The organism is Streptomyces sp. NPDC085460 (genome assembly GCF_044541975.1).
Taxonomy (GTDB): domain Bacteria; phylum Actinomycetota; class Actinomycetes; order Streptomycetales; family Streptomycetaceae; genus Streptomyces.
On the sequence record NZ_JBITTO010000003.1, the window covers coordinates 618,624 to 635,647 of the forward strand.

General features: G+C 66.7%; 10 protein-coding genes and 1 pseudogene. 2 read left to right on the top strand and 9 right to left on the bottom strand.

Annotated features, from left to right (window positions below; translation table 11 throughout):
• Window positions 1–288: 288 nt before the first annotated feature.
• From ACIGHB_RS10725 to ACIGHB_RS10760, 8 genes are all read right to left on the bottom strand, one after another.
• On the bottom strand, window positions 289–3,303 hold the full coding sequence (locus ACIGHB_RS10725) for a phosphotransferase (protein ID WP_399911482.1): 3,015 nt from the start codon (window positions 3,301–3,303) through the stop codon (window positions 289–291).
• 130 nt (window positions 3,304–3,433) lie between these two features.
• Entirely contained in the window at window positions 3,434–4,195 is a 762-nt protein-coding gene (locus tag ACIGHB_RS10730; protein WP_360315767.1) for a hypothetical protein, read from the bottom strand.
• A 342-nt stretch (window positions 4,196–4,537) separates the two neighbouring features.
• Window positions 4,538–5,494: a hypothetical protein gene (locus ACIGHB_RS10735; RefSeq protein ID WP_399911487.1), complete on the bottom strand. Its 957-nt coding sequence runs from the start codon at window positions 5,492–5,494 to the stop codon at window positions 4,538–4,540.
• Between the two features lie 91 nt (window positions 5,495–5,585).
• On the bottom strand, window positions 5,586–6,011 hold the full coding sequence (locus ACIGHB_RS10740) for a hypothetical protein (RefSeq protein WP_399911490.1): 426 nt from the start codon (window positions 6,009–6,011) through the stop codon (window positions 5,586–5,588).
• Window positions 6,001–6,804, bottom strand: a complete 804-nt coding sequence (locus ACIGHB_RS10745) for a hypothetical protein (protein ID WP_399911492.1) — start codon at window positions 6,802–6,804, stop codon at window positions 6,001–6,003. Before ACIGHB_RS10745 ends, ACIGHB_RS10740 begins: the two co-directional genes overlap by 11 nt.
• Window positions 6,805–6,942: 138 nt before the next feature.
• Window positions 6,943–7,170, bottom strand: coding sequence for a YozE family protein (locus ACIGHB_RS10750; protein WP_399911495.1), 228 nt, complete (start codon window positions 7,168–7,170; stop codon window positions 6,943–6,945).
• Between the two features lie 141 nt (window positions 7,171–7,311).
• Window positions 7,312–8,697 carry a hypothetical protein gene (locus tag ACIGHB_RS10755; protein WP_399911497.1) on the bottom strand — a complete coding sequence of 462 codons (1,386 nt, stop codon included), beginning with the start codon at window positions 8,695–8,697 and terminating at the stop codon, window positions 7,312–7,314.
• A gap of 8 nt (window positions 8,698–8,705) precedes the next feature.
• Window positions 8,706–10,730 (bottom strand): HNH endonuclease, encoded by a 2,025-nt coding sequence (locus tag ACIGHB_RS10760; RefSeq protein WP_399911500.1) that lies wholly within the window; start codon window positions 10,728–10,730, stop codon window positions 8,706–8,708.
• 401 nt (window positions 10,731–11,131) lie between these two features.
• On the opposite strand from ACIGHB_RS10760, the gene ACIGHB_RS10765 reads away from it, so the two are divergent.
• Both ACIGHB_RS10765 and ACIGHB_RS10770 read left to right on the top strand, forming a co-directional pair.
• Entirely contained in the window at window positions 11,132–11,974 is an 843-nt protein-coding gene (locus ACIGHB_RS10765) for a PE-PGRS family protein (protein WP_399911503.1), read from the top strand.
• 484 nt (window positions 11,975–12,458) lie between these two features.
• Window positions 12,459–13,726, top strand: a pseudogene (locus tag ACIGHB_RS10770) (tyrosine-type recombinase/integrase); the annotation flags it as partial.
• A 119-nt stretch (window positions 13,727–13,845) separates the two neighbouring features.
• Here ACIGHB_RS10770 and ACIGHB_RS10775 read toward each other — a convergent pair.
• Window positions 13,846–16,989 carry a type I restriction endonuclease subunit R gene (locus ACIGHB_RS10775; RefSeq protein WP_399911506.1) on the bottom strand — a complete coding sequence of 1,048 codons (3,144 nt, stop codon included), beginning with the start codon at window positions 16,987–16,989 and terminating at the stop codon, window positions 13,846–13,848.
• Window positions 16,990–17,024 lie beyond the last annotated feature (35 nt).

Here is a 17,024-nt window from a genome sequence, read left to right on the forward strand (position 1 = left end):
TTTCCCGCCTGTGACGGTGCAAAACCGCAGGTCAGACGGGGTCAACGCGCGGAACCCCTCGCGAGGGGCGGGTGCGGAGGAGTGATCATCGGTGCGGCCGCGTGCGACTGCGTGCGGCCGCGTGCTGCGGTCCGGGCCGGCACCCCCGTCAACCGGCCCTCCTCCCCCGTCAACCGGCCCCCCAGGCAGACGCCCCCCGCCGACCAACGGGCCTGCCCGCGTGGCCGGCGGGGGAGAGACGAGGGGCGGGCTCATGCGAGGGTGCCCGACACGCACTCCGCCCGTCCGCTAGGTCCCGGAGGTCGCCCCCTCCGCGTGCTCCACCAGCACGTCGGCGACGTCAGCCGCCAGCAGGAAGGGCAAGTGGCGGTTGACCTGGGCCTCGTGGTCGCGATAGCGGGCGAAGGGGAGCAGGGACGCCAGCAGGGCCCACTGGTACTCGGCCTCGCCGAATGGCCAGTTCTTCTGCTCACAGCCCTTGAGGATGGCGCGCAGCTTCGCGATGCAGAGCAGCACCCGCCGCACGTCGGGGTCCGTGTCCTCGGGGATGTCCGGCTCCCACATGCTCGTGCCGCGCAGGGAGCCGACGAACCAGGAGCGCACCTGCTGGAGTTGCCGCTGGTTCCAGGAGAACGTGCGGGACCACAGGGCCGATTCGAGGCGGGCGAAGTCCTTGCAGATGTGCCCTTGGTGGGTGGTCTCGAAGTCGATGACGTAGAGGTCGGGGCGCCCGCCGTCCGGCCCGCTGGCCAGCACGTTCTCGCCGTGGAGGTCGCCGTGGCAGATGCAGGTCAGGTAGGAGGCGGTGGTGACGCCGTACTGGCGGTCGTACAGGAGCCGTTCGAAGAGGTCCTCGGTGCCGGGGTCCCGCTTCCCTGTCTCCGCCATGTGGGCGACCAGCCACAGCGGGTTCGTGACGGACTTGTAGGCGGGGTCGGCGGCGAAGGGGCTGGAGCCGAGCGCGGAGTTGCCCAGGAGGTACTCCAGCGTGCGGTGCTGCCAGGGCAGTCCGCCGTCGATGCCGAAGGTCTCCGCGACCTCGGGCAGCCGGAAGTGTTCCAGCTCGGATTCCACGTTCTTGCCCGGCGCGTAGCTGGTGAGCTCGAAGGCGACGGGACGCAGGGCCGGGTACTCGCCCCGCAGGTCGCCGATGGTCCGCTGGGCCTGGCTCAGCCACGGGCCGAGCGCGTCCATGAAGACTTCCTCGATGACCGGCTGGAGCGCGTCGGGGTTCGCGGTGCGCACCCAGTCCCGCAGCGTCTTCGGCTCGTCGCGGTGCCGGAAGACGTACGAGGTGAAGATGCCCTGGTAGAGGTCGCCGTTGCTGCTGTTGGCGATGGTGGTGCTGCCCACGACGCACTTGCTGGCCCGGTACACCGGGCGCAGGTACGCCTCCGCGAACCGGTCGAAGTTCTCCTTCTCCCGGCGGACCTTGGCCACTTCGTCGATCTTGAGCACGCCGACCGGGCCGAAGCTGTCGAGGGCGAGGAAGGTCGGCACGGGTCGTCCGGCGAACAGCGCGCCCTGCACCATGGTTCCCTGCGGACCGGGTGCCAGTTCGGCGGCGATGCCCTGGAGCAGCCGGTTCGAGACCTGTACGGACGCGTCCTGGTCGCCCATGGACAGGAAGCCGGTGGCCGTGGCGGAGCCGGACTCCCAGGGGTTCCTCGCGACCCGCACCATCCGGATCGTGGCCAGCATGTCCCGGCCGGCCTTGCGCCAGAAGGTGTGCGCCGCCTGCTGTTCCTCCGGGGTCCCGGTGTCGGCGTAGTAGCCGGTGGAGGAGTAGAGGAGGTCGAGCAGGCGGTCCAGCCGGTCGACCTTCCAGCCGGACAGTTTGAGCAGGGTGAGGGCGACGCTGCTGCGGTGCCGGTTCTCCTCGGTCCAGCGGTTGAGGACCCGGACCGCCCAGTACTCGGCGTAGATGTGCCGGTCGGAGAACCTGGAGTCCTGGATCAGCTCGTTGAACCGCAGCTCCTTGGGCGCCGTCGGGTCGGGGCCGCCGACGAGGAGGTGGATACCGATGGCGTGCCGCAGCCAGCTGTACACGTACTGCACGCGGTTGAGCTCGGGGTCGCGCAGCTCGCCGAGCGCCAGCAGGACCGCCGTCTCGGTGACGTCGAGCAGCTGTTCGCGCTTGGCCTCGTGGTACCGGTAGGAGATCTGGATGAGCTGGAGGTACCCGAGGATGTCGGCGAGGGTCTGGTAGCTGCTGGAGTGCCAGTGGCCTTCGACGGCGTAGTTCCAGAGCGCGCTGGCCAGCCAGTGCCGGCGCAGTATCCGGACGTCGACCACCGTGTCGCCCTTGGCGTACGAGATCATCTCCGAACGGCAGGTGCTGCGCGCGTCCTTGGCCCGCTGGTGCAGCGCCTGGGCGTCGTCGCCGGGCACGGACACGAGGGCGAGGAGAGCGGGGAGCTCCTGCAGGTCCTCGTCGAGGACGGGGAGGAGCGACTCGGACGATACGGGGGCGTGCTTGCCGAACAGTTCGGTGATGCGCGCGCCCAGTTCCGCCACCAGGCGCCGGACGGTGTCGTCGTCGGGCGGGCCGGACCGCCAGTCGCCGAGCAGCGTGTCCCAGTCCCGGGTCGGGCTCATCTGCGAGGAGAAGCGGGAGGCGCCGAAGCCGACGGTGGTCGTCTCGCCTCCGGCGGCCACCGTCACCGCGACCCCGGCTCCGGCCACGGCGTCCGCCGCGGCGGTGACGGCTCCGCCACCGGCCACGGCGTCCGCCGCCGCGGTGACGACGCCGCCCTCCGGCGCCGGGGCGACCGCGGCCACGGCGGCGGTGACCGCCACGGCGGGCCCGCCCTCCGCGATACCCGTGCCCGCGCTCGTGTCCGTACCTGCTCCTGCACCCGCGCCCGTGTTCGTGGTCTGCTGAGGAATCAGGCCGGCAGGGGGCGGTACGGGTCCCGGTACGGGCCCTGGCGCGGGTCCCGTACGCTCCGCGGCGGCGGGCGCCGGGCCGAGCCGGCCCAGCCGCTCCCGGCAGTACTCGATCGTCGGCGTGTACCTGCCGTCGTCGTTCCGCTCGGACTCCAGGAGGAGGACGGCGAGTTCCAGCAGTTCGCGCGCCCGTTCGGTGTTCGTTTGCATGTAGTAATCGGCGACGGTCGACGCGCCGTTCGCGATGCGGTACCCGGGGGTGTACCGGTAGCCGCTGTCGAGTTGCTCCCGGGTCCTGAGCAGACCCTCGCGCGCCTTGCGCAGGCGCACCTCCCGTGAGGGATCCGCGTGGAGCGCTTCGTCCAGCGCCCGTTCGAGTAAGTCCGCCGAATGCCTGAGGATGTCCTGGGTCACGCCACCGGTCACTGAGCCCCCTCAAGTGCTGGTTGAACAGGGCTTGTCGATGCGACTCACGCCCTGGTCGCCATATCCCAGCAGAGTCGTCGGGCCGCCGCCATGGATTCGGACGAAAACGTCGGAACGGTCAGCCCGCGGGGTGGAGATCCTCGCGGTGGCGCCGGTCGCCGACCAGGAAGGCGGACTGCGGAAGCACCACGTGGACGCCGGCCCGGCCGAGCGTGATCTCCCTGCGGTTGGCGCAGACGACCTCGGTCTCCGTTTGCTCCTTCGCGAGGGCGATCAGTGCGGAACGCAGTTCCTCGGCCTCGGGCCGGTCCGTCAGCAGGTCGTACACGTCGAGGAAGCGAAGCTGCCGGTACGTCTCCCCGGCCACCTTCATGGGGCCGTCGATGACGCGCCGGACGTGCTGGAACGCCACGGCCTTGGCGAGGTCCACCAGCTCCTCGTGCCCGACCTCGCCCAGCTCCTCGACGAGCTCGCGCCGCAGGCACTCGGTCGCCGGCTCCCGGCCGTCCCCGCGGTGCAGCCAGCGCGCGAACGCGAGGACCCGGCTGCCGGGGAGGAACCCCCGCAGGTCCAGCCGCATCACCGCACGGCCGCGCTGCTCGGGTTCAAAACCGAGCCGCTCCAGAGCGGACCGGGCCGTCTCGCGGTACTTCACCACTCCACCCGGCGGACCGAAGGCGCCGGGGCGGGAGGGCGTGGCGAACAGGACGAAGGTGTCCTCCTCGTGCACCCGCAGCAGCACCGCCACCGACACCCGGGTGCGGCGCCACGGTGTGAGAAGGACCAGCAGCAGCTTCAGGTGCCGCCGGTTCTGCCAGAGGGTGCGGCCCACAAAGGTGAGCAGGGCAAGAATGAGCCCACCGACGATCTTCTCGACCACTGGGTCCCCCTCCGCGTGGTGTTGGCGTGCCAATGTACCGACGCCGTGCACCGCGGAGTAAGGGAAACGTCGAAGGGCCCCACCGCGAACGGTGGGGCCCTTCGACAACGTGCCCGGTGAGGCACTGGCGGAGGATACGAGATTCGAACTCGTGAGGGGTTGCCCCCAACACGCTTTCCAAATGTTCGTACGGGGGTCCGGCGGGGGTCGTACGTGTCCTGACCTGCGGCGGAGTGGTTGCTTCACACCTGCCCGAACGGTCGCGGGCGGAGGCGAACGAGACCAGAACTGAGACCATCCTGCGCCAGCTGCCGGTGATCACTGCGAGACAGTCGAGGCCGATCAGGTGAGTGACGAATCCCTGCCTTGAAGTACTTGCTCCGCGATGGCGGCGATCTTTCCGACCTGCTCTCGCAGCCGGACGAGTTCTGCGCTCTGCTGCCGTCCCGCCACGACCTCGGACAGGGCGGCAATGACGGTTTCCTCGTGTCCTGCGGTGCCGAGCACCTCGGCGGCCTGGCGGAGCAGAGCGGCGCTCACGCTTACCGAGTGGCTCGACTCCATTGCGGACGGGATGGTGGGTTCAGGGGTCGGCCTGGCCTTGCGGCGGAGTTGGGATGGTGCCGGCGCGGGTGTGGGTTCGGCCAGCGGCGGGGGTTCGGTCGTCACGGTATCGCGGCTGCCGAGCACTCTGACTACCGGCTTCCGATAGCAGACACCCCTACCCGTCTTGGTGGTGTAGACGACGAGCTCCAGCGTGAGGTCGCAGATGGCCGGGCCGTTGACCTGCTCCAGCGCGTCCGTCAAGTCGGAGAGCTGCGCGGCCATCTGCCACGAGCTGGTCATGAAGCGGAACTCGCCGAGCCCGGGTTCTGCCGCGATCCGGAAGGTGAGGTTGATGGAGGGCATCGGGCCGCGGCCCTCCTTCGCGGCCAGCCTTCGGTCCTCGAATCGTGGAGGGCAGCCGCATGGCTGGCCCTTCTTCTCTTCTGGCGACAGGAACTCCAAGCCATCACATTGGTGGAGGATCCCCTTACTCCCCCACAGGATCATGTGAGCCGCCACTGCGTCAGGCCCATCCATGAGTACGCGTACCGTCTCAACCTTTGTCAGGACTTCGTGGGCAAGTTCTCCTCCCCCCTCGTTCGGTTGAGGCTGGCCGCCCAGAAGGCTGGCGACGCGGGCGGCCACCTCTGCGTCGTCGGTCGTGACACGCCAGGCGTCCAGAGCATGAGGGCGGCCCTCGGCCAAACGTCCTGTGCGGAAGTGACCGACCGGGACGGGTGTGCTCTGCGTCATTCGGGTTCCTCGGTGGAGCGGAGTGTGGACAAGCCAGCAGCCGGGGCGGACGGGTGCAGCTGAGGCCAGAAGTGAGACCACCCGGGCGGCTCTAGCGGTGCAACGTTGGGGGTACGGTCGGCACGATTCGCTTGCCGAGAGACTCACCGGCGCCCTCAAGCACCTTGCTCCAGTCCGTGTGCGCGAGCCACGCCTTGCCCATCAGGTGCGAGGTCCAGACGACGAGGTCTGCCCAGCTGCGGCAGCGGTGGACCTCGATTGCGTACGCGTTGGCGTTCGGGTCCGGGTCGCAGGCAGCGTGATGAACACGCCAGGGAGCTGGTTCTGGGTATGAGAGGAGGCTTGAAAAGGAGTAGGTCTGCAGCCTGTCTGTCGCTGGCTCAGCCTCCAGCTGCTTCCATGCACGGACGTTGATCGTGTGCTGGTCAACCTCCGCCATGTCGACCCAGAGGCTTCCCTCACCGTCGGCGACGGCTTGCTTGCATTCGTCGCAGATGGCGATCAGTTCATGCGCCATGTTTCGTCCTTGAGGTCCACGCCATCGAGGCCGGCCGTACGCGAGCGCCGTGCCTGCTGAAGGGGTCTCGCCCCACGATCCGGCGGTGTTCGCGATCGACTTCCACACTGCCGGCGCCTGGGTGCCACAGCGGCGCCGGTGCTGTTGACCAGTCTGGCACCTTGGGACGCAGAGCCTGGAAGATTTCCTCGCCCATTCCGTGGTTCGCGCCCCCACAAGAGCAGTCGCAGGGCGTCCCCGGTGATGCTCCTGCGCAGCTCAACGAGCCGCAGAAGGCCATGCCGTCCTCGGCAGGATGCTCTCGGCAGAGCCTGGCCGAGCATGAGGTCTGCAGGTACCAGTCGAGGCACGCTATGCCGCCGGTGAGCTCGCGGTCGAGGACAGCGAGCATGACGGGAACCATGTCGTCGAGTGTCGTGAGCGCGCTCCAGTAGGACACGGGCGCGGCGTTCCCGACGATGAAGTCCCGGTATCCAGATCCGAAGGTGCGTGCCGTGGAATGGTCGCTCACGGCGCACATGTCGGTGCTGAGACCGAGCGGGCGGTAGTCGCCGATCGCCAGGGAGTCGTCGGACAGATGAGCCCAACGACTGCCGACCAGCCTGCACTCGAATGTGCCGCCTCGAATCTCCTCCCACTCGCGGATCATGCCGAGGAGGACGGTCCTCGTGTCGCGGCCGTCTGTAAGTCGTCGCTGGTTGGTGGGCGCCTTGGTCAGGGCACGAGTGACCGCGTCCTCGGCCTGCTGGGTTTGCCCTTTCCGGGAGTTGGCTCTGTTGCGCGACGAGTTCAACTGGCTCCTCTCGGCCCCACGTAAGTTGTCGGATCGCACCGCAGATTTCAGTCGATCTGGTTGTGACTCGGCTGCTGAAGCCTCCGTGCCGTGGACCAGATCACTGCCACCGCGCGGAGGACTTCAGTACGCCGAGGCTCACGTCCGAATCCCGTCGTAGCGGCTCCACGCCTTCTCAAGGGCCTCCAGCGCACCTTCACAGGCGTTCATGGAGTCGAGGTACTCGTTGTAGAGCTCGAGCGACTCGGGTTCGCCCTCGGGCCATTCGGCGTCATCCCGTGCGTCACGGGCGAGGTCGCCGATGGCCGACTGTTCGTCGACGTGACGCATAAGCCAGGCTCGAAAATCGCTCGGCTCGTTGGACATACGTACCCCCGGGCTTAGTGATGCCGACCCCTCTGACCGGCATCCCTTGCTCAACGCCTATCACGCACCGAAGTGCTCGGTGCGGCAATGTCGAATAGTGCCTGCTGGGTGGCATGCCGGCCCGAACGAGGAACGGTTTGGCTATGCCTCCCTCACGGCGCGGAGCGGGGGCCGCTGCGCCGCGGCCTTCATGCTCTGGATGCAAGTTGCCAGGAACCCGTTGAGTTGCTCCAAGCTCTCGATCAGTTCCTCGTCGTAGAGCTCCCCGACCTCGTCCAGGCTTAGCTGCTCGAATGCCTTGGATGCTTGGCGGACACGGCTGTGCAATGCGGCCCTGCGCTCTTGGACATTCACGTGCGGGTTCTTGTCGACTGACTGGACCACGAACTGGTGTAGGACCTCGTAGGCCGCGGCAGCCTCGGCCGGGCCGCTCTGCCCAGCGTGATTGGAAGGCATCAGCCGCTGTTCAGCATCGGCCTTGACGTCGTCGGGGAGCGGAATGATCTGGCCGGCAGGCGTCTTGACCGTACCTTCCTCGAGCGCAGTGCGAACGTACTCGACCTGCCCTGCGCGCTTGGTCTCTGCGGCAACCGCCTTCTTGAGCGTGGCCGTGTCGGAGATGTGCTTCGCCATCGCTGCTTGGAGGTCGGGATCTTCCTCCAGACGATCCATGAGTGCGTTCCTTGCGGCCTCCGCAGTGCCGGAGTCCGAGAGGATGGCGACGCGCAGCGCTGTTGGGTTCTCCGCTACCTCTAGGGCCTTGGTAGGCCGGATACCCTCAGCCTGTGCAGCGGCACTGATGCGCGTCCCACGCTCGGACTCACCGCTGGAACGGGTGGTGTAGTACTGGCTCCAGGTGTCAGCGTCGGGCAAATCGATGTCGACTCCCGGCTGCAGGTCTTCGAAGCCGGGGACGAGGGCGTCTTCGACAGCCCTGGACCAGGCGCGGTAGAAGCGCATCACGCGGTTGGCTGAGCAGCCTGCGCGGCGCCCGAATTCATTTGCCGACACCTTCGTCACCTCGTGGCGGCTGACACGAGGTGACGATTCGGACTTTTCTCCCTGATTCGAGCCCGGCTCCACGCAACGGGCGACCATCAAGCCGAACAGCCAGCCGCCAGTCTTTGCGTACCCCCCGAAATTGCGGGCATCGCGCGTGACTGGATCCTCCTCGGGGCCGGTCCCGAGGAGCTTGTTGGCCTCCGCGCGCATCCGGTCCATCTGTTCCCGGACGCGGCGGACCCCCTCATGAGGGTGCTTGATCTGAAGAAGGACGCGCACATCCTCGACCTTGGCCCCAAGGCCGAACGGCGGCTTCGCCTCGACGAAGGAGGCGAAGTCCTCGAAGGGCTCGTCGCTGTTGACGCCGGTCGGGACCTTCCGCCAGGTTTCGTCGTCGATCACTGCGGCGAGTAGCTCGAGGAAGCCCGAAGGCGTGCCGCCATTTCGTTCGAGAGCCTCCCGGAGGGTGTAAACGCGGTGTTGTTCGTCGGTCAGGTAGCTGTTTGACTCAACGCGCACAGACATGGGGACTCCTATTTGAGGGCGCTTAGAACGGCCCGCAGCCTCTTGTTGGCCTTCTCCAGCGTGTTGGCCTGCTGGGCGTTGAATCCAGCGGCATCGTTCACACGCTTCGTCGCCTGCATCATCGCCTCCTGGTAACCGGTCGAGTCGGGCGAGACGCCGCGCTGGTACAGGTACTGCTTGATGGCCTCTGCGGTCTGGGCCTTGATGTCGGCGATCTGCTCTCTCTCGGTCTTGGGCGGCTCGTAGATGGGCGGTCCGTCCGGCTCGGCGCGCTGTTCGGGAACGCTCGGAGCGGCCTTCAGCATGATCCCAGCGAGTTCGACGACGTCCTTGAGCTTGAGCGGTGTTTCGGCTGAGTCGACCGCTGCTTTGATGTACTCCACCAGCTGGAGCTCATCCGCGTCCATCTCGCTCTCGTTGCCTGCTGCTCTGGTCGTGGTTGCGACGGCTGCCTCGACGTACGACAGCGACTCCTGAACCGGCTCAGAGCCGGCCTCGCGGTCCTCGCGTTCATCCAGGAGCTTGAGACCCTGTTCGTTCTCGTCACGGAGGAGCGAGAGGAATCCCTGCATCTTGGGGTCGTCGGGAGCGACGATCACGCAGGACTGCTCCCGCGGTGGCATCTTGTCCCACACCCGCAGCCCACGGCCGACGAGCTGCATCAGATGCCCGCCGTCGCGGTAGTGGGTGAGGACGCCGACGACAGTGATCTCCGGGCAGTCGTAGCCGATGAAGGCCATTCGCACGGTGACGAGGATGTCCATCGGCTTGTGCTTGAAGTTCTTCAGTTCCTGGGGGGCGCCGTTGTCGGAGGAGATAGCAAGCCCCACACGCAGGTTGGGGTAGCGCTCGTGCAGGTACCTCTGGACCTTCTTCGCTTCGCTCTGACCCATGCAGGAGATGAGGCCCCGGTACGCGGGGTTGAACTTCTGCTTATCCTTCACCGCTCCGACGACGCGGTCGACGAGTGGCTGCCAGATCTTTTCGTCCCGCAGTACGGGGACGAGCTCGCTTCCATCGTCCGAAAGGTTGTACTCCAGGACGTTGTCCCCAGTAGGCGCATCAAGAGCACCCACGGTTCGTCGCGTCACACGTGCCTCGGTGAGGTGCATCTCGAACCGGCGCAAGTAGCCTTCTGCGATGCCGTCGGCGTAAGTCGCCTCGGCGTCGCGAACCAGTTTCATCCGCCGCGGGTCCGTCGGATCAGGCTCGTAGTCCGCCAGGATGAGGTGCTGATTGTCAGCTCGGTAGGGAGTGCCGGTCAGCAGGAGGGTGTGGCGCGCGAAGGCGTGAACGCGTTCGATGAGTCCACCAGCCTTAGTGCCGCCGTCCTCCTTGTCGCCGGCGGCACCGCAGAACTGAGCTTCGTCAGCGATCAGAAGGAATCGGCCCTCGTGCTTTCGGGCCCATTCGATGAACAGGCGCTCGCTGCTGACAAGCGCGCTGTAGGTGGCCACGAAGCCACTTCCCGGCTCGTTCGGATGCGTCAGCGGGGGATCGCTGATCTTGTGGCGGATCATCCCCAGGCGCTTGGTGCTGTCGAAGAGCAAGCACAAGCCGCCGACAGCTCCGTCGAGCCCCTTGTGCATCCAGCTGGTCTCGCACTGCTGGGCGAGTGCTACACGGGGGACGAAGACAGCGACGTAGTCGATCAGCCCTTCACGGATCAGTCGGGTGGCCAACGACTGATAGGCGAGCGTCTTCCCTGAACCTGGGGACGCAAGGACGATCGTGCGGTCCTTGTTGGCCCTGATGCTTTCGAGGACGACTGTGCTGACCTCCCGCTGGAAGGGCCGGGGCACGAAGCTGTCCGTGTACTGCATCTGTTGTCCCTTTCTCAGGTTGCAGCCCTCGCACAGGGCCTGCCCGTTCTCGACGGTCGTGGGCCCGTCTTCGGCCCAGGGGATGCGGTGATCTGCGTGCCAGCTAGCGCCAAGCGGTATGTCGCAGCGTTGGCACAGGCCCTCGGCCTGTTCGTAGATCAACTGCCGCTGCCGTACGTTGAAGAACCGTTGAGTGCCAAATCCGGGCACAGGCCGCCTCCTTGCCTTGCTTGGACATAACGAGCCTGCCGTGAAGCACACTAATCGTCGGCACTGACAACGAGTCGGCACATAGGGAGAGTTGATCCCTAGCGGAACGTTTCTCTGTGCTCGCCGTAGGCCCTGACCGGTCCACAACTGCGCCTGGCGCGGTCTCGCTAGTCCCCGAGTCGTGTGGGTTGGTCATGAAGATGGCCGAGGCGGGTCTCGTCTGGGCTGCATGGCCGCTGACTACCCGCCGCAGCAGTTCAACGTGGCGTTCAACTGCAGGCGGGCAAGCCGCCTGGCGGCCGGTCCTCGTCTCTGAAGGAACTTCCGGGGCCGCTCCGCTCCTTCTGGTGGATTCGGCGATCGCCGGGCGATGGGATCAGCAGACCTGGCTCAATGGACCCATGGAGATGGGTGAGCACTGGGCCTACCGAGCGAGGCCGAAGGAGCTGGGCGGCCCGGTTCGTCGGGTCGAGGTCGTACGGGTAGGTGGTCGTGGCCGGGCTGATTGGCTCCATGTGCGGTTCCTCGACGGTGACGACGCCGGGCTGCAGGAGTGGGTCGACGCGACGTCCCTTGTGGCGCGCTGGGAGGACGTTGAGGCGTTCCGCGCGGATGATGCGAGTGAGCTCGCTCTGGCCGAGGTGTCACGGCACGTGCGGGGGAGTGCCGACTTTGAGGCTGCCCGGTTGATCCTCGGGTTCGTCCGTCCGAAGAGCAAGCTGCGGCTGCGGCGTAGTGTCGCGGACGCAGGGATCCTGGAGATGGGCAGTCTCGACGGCAGCGGTCCCCTTGTCGGTATGGATCCCGCGGTGCTGCGAGGCGATCCGATGGTCTTCGAGAACCGCTACGGCAGGTGTCTGGCCGGGTGGCCGGTCACCGAGCGCATCGCACGCCTTGTGGCCGGCCGCCTTGCCGAGGACATCTTTCCGGAGGTGGATCGCAGGCAGCAGGCCATCGACCAAGAGCGCACGCAGTCCTCCTGGTACTCCTACAGCCGCCGGGATGACCGCAAGCTGGACGCGGAAGCGGCGGTCCTGCGGACCGTCCGGGAGTGGTGTGGCCAGGACAAGGCCGAACGGTACGACGAGCTGGTCGCCCTACGCGAGGAGGTTGTCCGGCTCGGGAAGCTCGTGGAGAAGTCGGTGAAGGCCCTACGCGACCGTGGGCACGGTGTCATTGCCTCCACCATTGAGCGCGACCTCGGGGTCCATATCTCCAGCCTTGGTCCAGACGTTCGTCGGTGAAGCCACGCCACCGCTCCGGCTCCGGTTTGGGCGGGTCGACTTCCACCTTGGGCTCTTCATTCTGCGGAGGCTTCTCTTTCTCCGGCCGCTGCGGATGCCACCCGTTGAGGAAGGGCCGTAGCTGGTCGCCGGTGGGTTCCGCGTGGAGGCCGTGGGCGGTCAGGCTTCTTCCGGCCACGGTCGGGTCGAGCCGGTCGGCTTCCGCCTTTCCCCACGTAGACCACTCGCGCAGCCGCTCGGCTTCGTGGGCGTCGTTCGCGGCGGAGGCGGCCTCATCGAGCGCGGCGCAGAAGGCCGCATTTCCCCTGCGGCCCGCCACTGCGCCAGGGCCGTGCCGAAACGGTCGACCCGCACGGCATCCACTGCCTTGATCGTCGCAACGCTGATCGCCGCTTCCCACTCTCGCTGCGTACGCTCCTTCTTCTTCTCCTGTTTCCGGCGGCGCTCCTCCTGCTCCTCGGCCTCCCGTCGGCGGCGTCCCTCCTCGAACCCGGCTTCCATCGCCAAGGCCCCCAAGGTCGAAGAGGAGGAGGTCGAGCCGTACACGGTCGAGGAGGTCCAGTGCCTCCTCGCCGAAGCGGGCAAGCACCGCAACACTGCCCGCTGGGTCATCGCGCTGGCCCTGGGCCTGCGCCAGGGCGAGGTCCTCGGCATGCAGTGGGACGACGTCGACTTCGAGCTCGGTGTCATCCGCGTACGGCGAGGACGGTTGCGGCCCCGCTACAAGCACGGCTGCGGCGACCGCTGCGGACGCAAGCCCGGCTTCTGCCCCCAGAAGATCAACACCCGCCGCGAGACGAAGAACGCCAAGTCCCGCGCCGGCCAGCGGCCTATCGGCGTACCCGAAGAGCTGCTCCAGCTCCTGCGCCGACACAAGAAGGACCAGGCCCGTGAGCGAACGTTGGCCCGCGACCTCTGGACGGAGAAGGGGTACGTCTTCACCTCGCCCACCGGCGAGCCCCTGAACCCGAACACCGACTACCACAAATGGAAGGAGCTCCTGAAAGCCGCCGGCGTCCGCGACGCCCGCCTCCACGACGCCCGCCATACCGCGGCGACGGTCCTGCTCATCCTCGGCGTCTCCGACGCGTCGACGCCATCATGGGCTGGGAACCCGGCAAGTCCGCCCGAATGCGCCGCCGCTACCAGCACCTGACCAGCCGCGTCCTCAAGGACACCGCAGCCAAGGTCGGCGGCCTGCTGTGGGGCACGGACCAGACTGCGGGAAGCGCAGCTCCGGAGGCCGGCCAAAGCCCCGTCCCCGCCGAGCTGATGGTCCACGTCGCCCGCCTTGGCGAGCGGCGCGTGCCCTTCCTTCACCGCGAACACGCCGACGAGGTCGTCGCACGGTGGAGCGACGACTGGCCCGACCACACCGCCGAGGTCGAGGAGTGGGACCGCTGGCGCTGGGAACACCAGGGCCCCGGTGGCGCGAGCGCCATCCGCGACGGTGTGCCGGAGCGGGCCGTGGTCTTCCACGCCCGAGCCCTGTTCCTCCCTGGTGGGGAGCGCGCGGCGACCGGACTTCCCGAGCAGTGGGCGGTGCCGGCCTGGGACTTTGAGACCGACCGCTACACCGACCGGACCTCGGCCTGGCGCACGGCCCGGCGCCCCGGCACGGGCCAGGAGGTCGAGGCCCAGGTGCGAGGCACGGACAAGACGGCCGTCGAGGCGGCCTTCGCCGAAGCATGTGCACAGGCTGTGGATCGCGCCCGTCACCCGGGAAAGTACGGCGACACCGACGAGTGGTAGCGCCGGCGGCGCGCTAACGGTCAGGCCAAGAGTGCAGGGGGTGGGATGGGGAGGTAGCACCATCCCACCCCCTGCCGCGTCTCAGCGGAGCAGGCTCCTTGGGTGTCCAACCACCAGCATTACTGCGAGACGGGATCCGTGCCCTCGGCGCTGCTCTCCACCTGATCGACCACCACGGTGTAGAACCACTTGGCCAACTCGACGACGAGCTGGGCCCGCCCCGGGGTGCTGGTGAAGAAGTAGTCGCTCATCTTGTTGTGCGCGCCCTGGTTGTCCGCGACTGCTCCCGTGACGGCATCGTCGAAATCCGGGGACTCGGCGAACTGGGTGGGGCTGTTGACCTTGGCCTGCTGCACGAGGTCCTGGTCCTCCAGCAGAGAGCCGAGGAGGGCCTCCAGGAAGGACACCTTCTGGGTGGTCGTGAAGTCCTCGTTGCCGAAGAGATCGTTGAGCCGCTCCAGGACGGTCTGGAACGCGACGATCTTGGGGTCCTTCTTGCTCGCTGATCCCGCGCCGGTCATGCCTTTGAGCCCGACGTCCTCGCCACCCAGGGAGATGTCGACCTTGCCCTTGTCGATCTGCTTGACGTTCTGCAGCACCACGTCGGAGAGATCGATCGGGGCGGTGTAGTTGTCGGGCTGAATCCTGCGGGCCAGCAGCCGTAGGTAGATGCTGCGCTTCTCCAGGTCTGCGTCGCCGTAGTCGATGATCTGGCCCATGAAGTCGTAGAGGCGCACGAAGGTGCCGACGTCCTTGCGGAACATGTCGAGCTCCTCCAGGAGGGCCTTGTCCCCCTCGCCGCCGTTCGCGCCAAGAGCGACGGTATACCGGTCCTGGAACCGCTTCTTCCCGGGGTTCACAGCGGCCGTCAGGGCGTTGTTGCCCTTGCTCAGCACGAAAGCTTCGGCGCACTGGTCGATCTCGGCTGGCGTGTAGATCCCGAAGGTGTCCAGCTTGGCGGACAGGTCGTGGACGAGGTTCGGGTCGGTGGACTGTTCCAGGTGCGCGTCGGTGTAGTAGGGCTCGAATGCCTCCTGGATGATGTCCGGAGGGTTTACGAAGTCCACGATCTGCGTCATCGCAGAGCTCTTGTGGATGCCCGACGGGGTGACGTAAGTGCGATTGAGGCGAGAGAGCGTCTGAACGGCCGTCACGCCCGACAGCGGCCTGTCGACGTACATGGCGCACAGCAGTGGCTGGTCGAAGCCAGTCTGGAACTTATTAGCGACGATCATGACCTTGTATTCGTCGCCCTGAAACGCGGTACGCAGGTCGTATATCCCCGGGTTCATCAAGGTTTCGGTGAAGTCCGTTGGGCCGGACTCGGGGTCGTCGACCTTGCCGGAGAAGGCCACCAGAGTGCCGTAACCGAGGCCTTTCTTGGCTATGTAGTCGTCGATCGCCAGCTTGAAGCGCACAGCCGCCTTGCGGGAGTCGGCCACGACCATGGCCTTGGCGTGACCGCCCAGCAGGTGCGCGACGTTGGACCGGAAGTGCTCGACGATGATCGCGGCCTTCTGTGCGATGGTCTGTGGATTGAGCTTCACCCACCGCATGACCTGCTTGGTCGCCTCGCTCTGGTCGACCTCCGAGTCGCCGGTCACGTTCTGCCCGACCTGGAACGCCAGTTTGAACGAGTGGTAGCCCCGTAGTACGTCGAGGATGAACCCCTCCTCGATGGCCTGCTTCATCGAGTACACGTGGAACGCCTGGGGCGGCAGGGTCGTGCCCGCGGGCACCCGGCCGAACAGCTCCAACGTCTTACCCTTGGGCGTGGCGGTGAACGCGAAGTACGAGATGTTCTCGCTGGCGGCCCGCTCGGATGCCTCGGCGGCCAGGACCGACTCGACGTCGACGTCGCCGCCCTCCTCGATCTCCTTCAGCTCCTCGGACGTCAGCACGGCCTTCAGCTTGTTGGCCACCTGCCCGGACTGAGAGGAATGCGCTTCGTCCGCGATGACGGCGAACCTCTTGCCCTTCAGCCCCTTGGACTGCCGGATCTCGTCCATAGCGTGGGGGAAGGTCTGGATCGTGACCACGATGATCAGCTTGCCCTCGGCCAGGGCCTTGGCCAGCACACCCGACTTGGAGGAGCCCTCACGGGCGGCCTGCTTCCGGTCAATGGCCAACACGATGCCCTGATCGTTGTCGATCTGCTTGATCGCGTCCTGCAGCTGCCCGTCCAGCACGTTGCGGTCGGTGACCACGATGACGGAATCGAAGAGCTTGGTGTTGTCCACCTGCAGCCGCGCCAAGCGGTGAGCTAGCCAGGAGATCGAGTCGGTCTTGCCCGAGCCCGCCGAGTGCTGGATCAGGTACCGGTGGCCAGCCCCCTCCTCGATGACCTTGTTGGTCACCTTGGTGACGGCCTCCCACTGGTGGAATCGGGGGAAGCGCAGTGTTGCTGAGCGGGTCTTCTTGCCGGTGATCGGATCGGTGTGCTGGTCGTGCTTGATGTACATGAACCGGCCGAAGATGCTCAGCCACGCGTCCCGCTGCAGCACGCGCTCCCACAGGTACGACGACGGCGACCCTTCCGCGTTGAGCGGGTTGCCAGCCCCGCCGTCCTCGGTACCCCGGTTGAACGGCAGGAAGATCGTCTTCTCGCTGGCCAGCTTCGTGGTCATCCAGACCTCGTCGTTGGACACCGCGAAGTGCACCAGTGCGCCGCGCCCAGAGGTGAACAGCGGCTGCACGTGCTTCGTGCCGGGGTCCTTTGGATGCCGGCTGCTCTTGAACTGCTGCTTGGCGTCCTCGACCGTCTGGGTGAAGTCGGTCTTCAGCTCGGCCGTAGCCACCGGCAGGCCGTTGACGAAGAACACCAGGTCAACGCTGCGCTGGTCAGCCGTGGAGAAGTGGACCTGCCGCATCACACGCAGGCGGACCTTCCCGTAGTCCTCCACCGTCTTAGCGTTCAAGGTGGACTCGGGCTTGAACTGGCACATCTGGAACCTGGCCGACAGGTGCTTGAACCCGTGGCGAAGCACGTTCAGTGTGCCGCCACCGTTCTCCATGTCGATCGTCAGTAACTTCACCAGCCGGTCCAAAACCTGCTCTTGCTGCTTGACCTCGTCGACGGCGCCGGCCTTGACGACTTTGCCTAGTTCCTTTAGCTGCGTGTCCTTGAGCCAGCCGAAGATGTCTGCTCGGAACACAGCACGCTCACGGTCGTAGCCGCTGTCGTCCTCGGAGTACAGCCAGCCGTTTGCGGCCAGGTGCTCGGCCAGCTCCTTTTCGAACTGGACTTCGTTGTGCTGCGCCATCTCAGGCGAGCCTCGCATTTCTGGCGGCACTTTCC

Coding starts and splice junctions, on each gene's coding strand:
- ACIGHB_RS10735 (WP_399911487.1), bottom strand. CDS start 5,494: ATGACGCAGAGCACACCCGTCCCGGTCGGTCACTTCCGCACAGGACGT.
- ACIGHB_RS10740 (WP_399911490.1), bottom strand. CDS start 6,011: ATGGCGCATGAACTGATCGCCATCTGCGACGAATGCAAGCAAGCCGTC.
- ACIGHB_RS10750 (WP_399911495.1), bottom strand. CDS start 7,170: ATGTCCAACGAGCCGAGCGATTTTCGAGCCTGGCTTATGCGTCACGTC.
- ACIGHB_RS10755 (WP_399911497.1), bottom strand. CDS start 8,697: ATGTCTGTGCGCGTTGAGTCAAACAGCTACCTGACCGACGAACAACAC.
- ACIGHB_RS10765 (WP_399911503.1), top strand. CDS start 11,132: ATGGAGATGGGTGAGCACTGGGCCTACCGAGCGAGGCCGAAGGAGCTG.
- ACIGHB_RS10775 (WP_399911506.1), bottom strand. CDS start 16,989: ATGGCGCAGCACAACGAAGTCCAGTTCGAAAAGGAGCTGGCCGAGCAC.